The organism is Streptomyces sp. NPDC057271 (assembly GCF_042668715.1).
Classification (GTDB): domain Bacteria; phylum Actinomycetota; class Actinomycetes; order Streptomycetales; family Streptomycetaceae; genus Streptomyces.
In genome coordinates this window covers 1-2,560 of record NZ_JBHUYJ010000227.1, presented here as the reverse complement: position 1 = coordinate 2,560, position 2,560 = coordinate 1, and the positions used below count along the sequence as shown (strand labels likewise).

General features: G+C 65.5%; 3 protein-coding genes. All 3 read right to left on the bottom strand.

Translation table 11 applies throughout. From position 1 onward, the window contains the following. Window positions 1–680: 680 nt before the first annotated feature. Window positions 681–917, bottom strand: coding sequence for an MbtH family protein (locus tag ACFUJR_RS39095; protein ID WP_383181575.1), 237 nt, complete (start codon window positions 915–917; stop codon window positions 681–683). Between the two features lie 146 nt (window positions 918–1,063). Continuing rightward, window positions 1,064–1,198 carry a hypothetical protein gene (locus tag ACFUJR_RS39090; RefSeq protein WP_383181578.1) on the bottom strand — a complete coding sequence of 45 codons (135 nt, stop codon included), beginning with the start codon at window positions 1,196–1,198 and terminating at the stop codon, window positions 1,064–1,066. A 115-nt stretch (window positions 1,199–1,313) separates the two neighbouring features. Continuing rightward, the gene (locus ACFUJR_RS39085; protein WP_383181580.1) at window positions 1,314–2,258 is read right to left on the bottom strand and encodes a TIGR03619 family F420-dependent LLM class oxidoreductase; all 945 of its coding nucleotides are present in this window, start codon (window positions 2,256–2,258) and stop codon (window positions 1,314–1,316) included. Window positions 2,259–2,560 lie beyond the last annotated feature (302 nt).

The window sequence follows — 2,560 nt, the reverse complement described above, 5'->3', positions numbered from 1 at the left end:
CAGAAGAGAAGGGTGACACTCATCACGGCCCCCGTTTTCGCTGGCCGTCCGGCGCAGCAAGTTCATACACGCTGCGCCAAGGCAAGGGGTTCGAAGGGAGCCCGGGGAGGCCGCCGCCTCCGCCTTCGGATATCGGCGACCTGGCTCTGGCGACATGAACTCGCAGCCGCATTCCACCGCCTGGCCGCACTGCCCCGTCCCGCCAGCTGACTCGCCGTCCCCGCCCACCCTCGACTCAAGGACCTCGGAGAACCCGACCCCGCGTCGGGCCCTCACTATGTCCACCGGCCGACACGGCCTCAAACAACCTCGCTCAGCCGCCCAGCAACCCCAACTGAAACGGCGAGGCTAGGCGTATTCGTCCCGCGGCAACCGCGCCCACCTGTACGCACTCTGGCAGGCAAACCTCGACCTCCTACGCCAATGCGTACTCCTTCGCCCCCACCCTGCGACACCACAAGATCCCCGACCGAGCCGAACTGGCTGACCGTCGATACAGATGCAGGCAGCCAGGACATCGATACCCGCAGCGCGTTGGCGGCGCTTTGCCCGGGACAATGCTCCCGGCTTCCTGGACGCTCAGCCGATGGAGGCGCTTCCGCGGGTCTACGAGGACGCGGGTCGGCTGGCATGCGGGTTCCGCCCCCGCCGGTTCGACGGGGACATACTTGCCGGCCGCTCTATGCCTCGGCCCGGTGGACCTGATCGCGCGTGCGCATCGCTTCGATCAGGCTCTTGGGCCGCATGTCCTGCCAGTTCTGCTCGACGTGGCTCAGACACGCCTCGCGGCTCGCGGCCTGCAGTTCCACGACCCAGCCGGCGGGTACTTCGGCGAAGGAAGGCCACAGCGAGTACTGGCCCTCGCCGTTCACCAGCACCTGGTACTGCGCTCCATCGTCCTCGAATGGGTTGGTCACGATGTGCTTCCCTTCTGCTGAGGGTCTCCGGCAGGTAGGAGAGTCGGTTGTCCTCCACGGCACGTCCTTCTTGTCTGTTGGGTTCATACCCGCTGCAGGCGGGGCATCCTGCGTCGGCGCTGGCTCCAGAACGTCCGCAGGCCTGTTCAGCCAAGCGCCGTCGGCCCGCTGCGCGGCGCGAGCAGCGACTCCTGCGCATCGTCGAAACGCATCACCGTCGCGCGCCGAGTGCCCAGGGTCAGCAGGGCGAGCGCCGTGACCATGTCCAGCAGTACGGCCACGGCCAGGCTCCCCGGACGCCAGCTGTCCGCCTACTGTTCGTCACCGCGGTCTCCGTACACGGCCAGCACCTGGAATCAGCTCAGTTGAAGTTGAGAGTCCACGAGGTTGAGGTCCCTATTGAACCGGCGCCAATGCGCGGGCCACCTGCTCGGCTCTCAGGTACGCCTCCTTCGGGGACGCGGCACCCTCGGAGACGTAGGGGTCGAAGTTGAGGTCGATGAACAGGTCGGTCACGCCGAACTCCTCATAGCAAACGAGGTCGGCGCGGATCTGGTCCGGGTTGCCCTGCAGTGGCCGGCGCTCCCGGAGCGTGGTTTCCCGAAGGTCAACCGTGGCTCGGCACACATAGCGGAGTGTCGCCGGATCTCGCCCGGCGTCCTCCATGCGTCGGGAGACTCGGTCGATCCAGCGCGGCCATTGATCGAACGGCATGTATCCGGCTACATAGCCGTGTCCGAACTGTACTATCCTGCGGATAGTTGCCTCGCTGTACCCACCGATGATCAGTGGGATCGGCGACTGCACGGGCCTCGGCCCGACAATCGCCTCGTTGATCAGAAAGTCCCTGCCTTTCGTCGAGACGACCTCGGACTCCAGAATCGCAGGCAAGGAAGCCAGGATCTCGTCCATCCGTGCGGCCCGTTCTTCATGGGGTATGCCTGCACCGGCGAACTCGTCGCGTGACCAGCCGGGCACGAGGCCGAGGTCCAATCGGCCGCCCGAGAGCATGTCCAAAGTGGCTGCCTGCTTTGCGAGCATCAGCGGTGACGCGTAGTACGGCGCGACGATCCCCCCGACGCCGAGACGGATACGCGAAGTCCGGGCGGCGACTGCCGCAAGTGCGACGAACGGGTCCACCGCGTCGCGGCCCGCCGCAGGCATCGGCTCATCCGGCCGGGGGGGAAAGGGGTCGAGGGGGTGGAGAGGGTACAGCAGGTGGTGAAAGGTCCAAACTGAGGCGTAACCAAGTTTCTCGGCCAGTTCGGCGAGGGCGTAGATGTTTTCCGCAGTCCCCCACCGACCGCCTGAGGGTAGGCCGAGGCCGATATGTATTCCCATCCCGTCAACCTTTCGTCTGTCGGATGTCCTCCATGCCACGGTCCTTGGAGGAATCCACTCGTCCGTCCCACCAAGCACGGAGCCGTATGGGAACGGTGCCCTTGCTTGTTCCGTGCGGCCGCAACAAGGCAAGGTCACCTCGTCGCAAATTCCTTACACGTACCCGACTCCCTCAAGGATCACTGGCAGTAGGGGTTGCGCACCTTCGGCTAGTACTCCAGCTGTAGATCGCGATCTTCATGTCTGGGCGGCTTGTCGCTGGTAGTGGCTGGTCTGGGATCGGGCCTGGTGGTGGCGTCGCC